2 protein-coding genes are annotated in these 3,174 nt (G+C 52.5%); one reads left to right on the top strand and one right to left on the bottom strand.

The genetic code is table 11. From position 1 onward, the window contains the following. On the bottom strand, positions 1-1,550 hold a 1,550-nt coding region (locus V6D20_23400; protein ID HEY9818725.1), incomplete at its 3' end, for an ISL3 family transposase. A 998-nt stretch (positions 1,551-2,548) separates the two neighbouring features. On the opposite strand from V6D20_23400, the gene V6D20_23395 reads away from it, so the two are divergent. After that, positions 2,549-2,962 (top strand): hypothetical protein, encoded by a 414-nt coding sequence (locus V6D20_23395; GenBank protein HEY9818724.1) that lies wholly within the window; start codon positions 2,549-2,551, stop codon positions 2,960-2,962. The last annotated feature ends 212 nt before the right edge of the window (positions 2,963-3,174 follow it).

Genomic DNA, 3,174 nt, shown 5'->3' with positions numbered 1-3,174 from the left:
CTAATCGTCGTTGAAAGGCTGGCTTTGACCGCTGCATAATCACTCAACACTCCATTAGCGAAGGCTCGAAATGGCTTGAATAGACTGTCTAGCGCTGTTTGTAACCATCCATCGAGTGCATCCGGTTGTGGCAATCGCAACACCTGGAGAAACGCATCGGAGAGATCCATGATCTGAGCTAAGTCTGGATGTTGTTGTCTCAGTTGCTCCAACAATTCAGTCTCTTCAGGTTGGCGATGCTCCTCTCGCATCACCATCAGAACAGCGGCTCGACGGGGCGTGAAGCAAGGGGATTTCGGTGGCACTGGCGGTGACGATGGTTTTGATGGCGTTCGGTGTAAGAGCGGCAGTCCTTGCGCCGTCCGAATGCGGCGTAAGTAACGTGACAGCGTGCGTCGGCTGCCTTGATAGCCCAGTTGTTTTAAGGTGTCCATCAGTTGATTGGTGTGCCTCAGACCGCGATTCCACCACTCTAGTATCTGTGGGTAATAGGGGTCGAGCCGACTGCGTCCCAAACTCGAACGATGGGGCGGCGTAGCAGGTAAGTCCGGCAGTGCCAAATAGCGATAGACGGTTCGGATACTCACCCCGACCGCATCGGCAATCGCTGTGCTACTCCATCCTTGTTGATCGAAAGCTTGGATGGTTTGCTGCTGTTGAAGACGCTGCTGATGGTTCATCTCGATGCGGGGTGGAGCCGATATCGACACCCTTGGGCTTGGACAGATCGCAACGGGTTTAGAGAGCTGCGGTGGGGGACGACGATACCTGGGATCAACCGCTTTCAATTCGGCTCGATAGTGACGTAAGGTACAGTCAATCGCCTCACTCCAGTTTTGGACTAAATGAAAGCGGTCAGTCACCTGAATGGCATCGGGCGCGCCCTCTGTCATCCCCCGCTTGTAGGCTTTGGCGCGGTCACGCGAGAGGATCTTGACCCCAGGATGCGCTTGCAGCCAATGAGCCAGTGTTTCTGCAGTATGGTCAGCCAGTAACGCAATGGGGTGATGCTGGTCGAGATCGACCAAGATGGTGCCATACTGACAGCCTTTGCGCAGAGCAAAGTCATCGACCCCTAAGACATCGGGAACCGTAACCTGAGGCAGTGGCAAGGACTGAAGCAGATTGAGTAGGGTGCTTCCGCAACTCTGGTATCCGAGAAACTTAGCTAGACGTGACCCAGCGGCTCCGCCAAGAGCTAAACCCACAGTTCGTAACTGCTGCACCAAACGGACTGTTTTTCTAGCCCACGGTGCCGCAACCAAGGGCAGGCGTTCGGTAAAGATCCGACGTAGGCACGCGGAGTTCACACAGAAGAACTTACGCACACTCACCTGCAAGATGAGGCTGAATTGGGCGCAAGGCAAGTCTGCTAACGTCCGTTCATAATGACTGTGAACCCGATGGGTCGAGCAACCGCATACCGGACATTGAGCCGTCAGTTGGGTAGATGCAACATGGATAATGAGGCGATTGGCGGCGTCATCTCGTTCGTAGGTCTCGACATGTAGGTGGTGAGGGTCGGGTAACAAACACGGTAAGAAGGGCATCGTTCGAGCACTCTGGCAACGTCCTTCTCTATTCTCGACGATCTCTCACGATCACCAAAAGTTGGGAAGACCCCAATCTCGAATCTATGACAAATAGCGTGGCACTTGACAATAGAAAGAAATGCATTACCTTATCCTCCTATTGCCATTAACATATCTCACTTACCTATTTTAATGCACGCATCTTACCTAACCATACCATACATCCCGCACTAATGTATCTACAACTTATCTCTTTCAGTATCAGACAGGCTACCCAAAACCTCATACGCCACAGTAATCCAAGTCCACGATCGCTCTTTAGACACCTCGGCACCATGCCGCAACTCACCTCGAAACAATCAATGCTTTGCTTACTCAATGGATCTATTTTGCTACTACAATTCTTATCTTTAGGTATACACGTATATGCGATCGCCCATGAATAAGTAATTGTTTTTTTCTGAACAGGGGCTAGGTTCTGCTCAACGGCTACTCTCCCATGTCAACATGCTCCACAGCCTGCCAAACGGTCTGGGGCTTCATCTCAAGTACAGCAGTGACAGTTGTAGCCACCCCAAATAGCCTCTACGCCACACTATCTAATGCCTACTAAGGGCTTTTTGCCCATGTCAGACGTTGCTCTCCTGCTCTTGCCTCTGCCTGCTAGCGATCGCTCGCTCTCTAGCTAGACCGTCTTCATTCGGATGCAACTGGCTGCGATCGCCTCCCAACTTCAATCCCTCAAACCGGCCTTCTTGGATGCCTGTGCAGATCTCGATAGAACGTCACTCAAACTCGACTCGGCTGTTATTTCTCGCTCGTTAACGGTTGGACAGTGGGACTACCCTAACGACATCCTTGAACAGGAACAACGATTGAAGCGGCTCAAACAGCAGTTTCAAACCACACATGAGCCGACAGGCAGACGACAAATGATTTGGTCGATTCGACGTCTTGTTTAGTCACTCTTCTGAGTCACTCTATTGCGCTATCGCGGACTTCAAATGGTGCTATCTGTGAGAAGGGTAACTGACAGCGATCGCACTCGCCAGTTGCCCATTGGCTGGGTAGTTGAAGGGGATGCTGGCATCGCGGACACCAGGATAGGAGCAATAGCGGGTGTCGGTCACATTGTGGGTGTTCGGCTTGTTGCCAGGTCAGTCGATGCCAAGGATTATGAGCATAACAGTCTGGACACAGACGGGTCGGCCAATGCAATCGGGTGTCGCCGCTTGACCACATCTGCTGAAGTCGTGCGATCGCCACGCCACTCATCTGAGAAAGCTGCTGCAGTTGCACTCGCTTGGGACGACGCTGACGGGATGGACTTTCCCAGTACGATACGATGGGCGATCGCTCTCCTAGCATCGATGACAGATGACTTCCGCTCAGGCAATTGGCGCGGCGAAAGCGCCCGAGGAAGTGACTGAAACTTTCGTCGGGATAAGGGGCTACTTCAAATAACCGCAGATGTTGGACGGTTAGGGGTTAATGTCCATGCTATTGACGCAGTTGCTCGTAGTCGTACACGCGAATCTCGGGTAGCGGTTTTGGGGATGTTGATGGAGCGGAGGTGTCGGAAGGGGGCGAGGGCGCGATCACGGGTGTTTCATCGATGGGTTCGGATAAGGTGTCGATGTAT

It is taken from the genome of Candidatus Obscuribacterales bacterium (assembly GCA_036703605.1).
In the GTDB taxonomy this organism is placed as follows: domain Bacteria; phylum Cyanobacteriota; class Cyanobacteriia; order RECH01; family RECH01; genus RECH01.
Note: the sequence above shows the minus strand (reverse complement) of the source record. Positions and strands in the feature narration are given on the sequence as shown.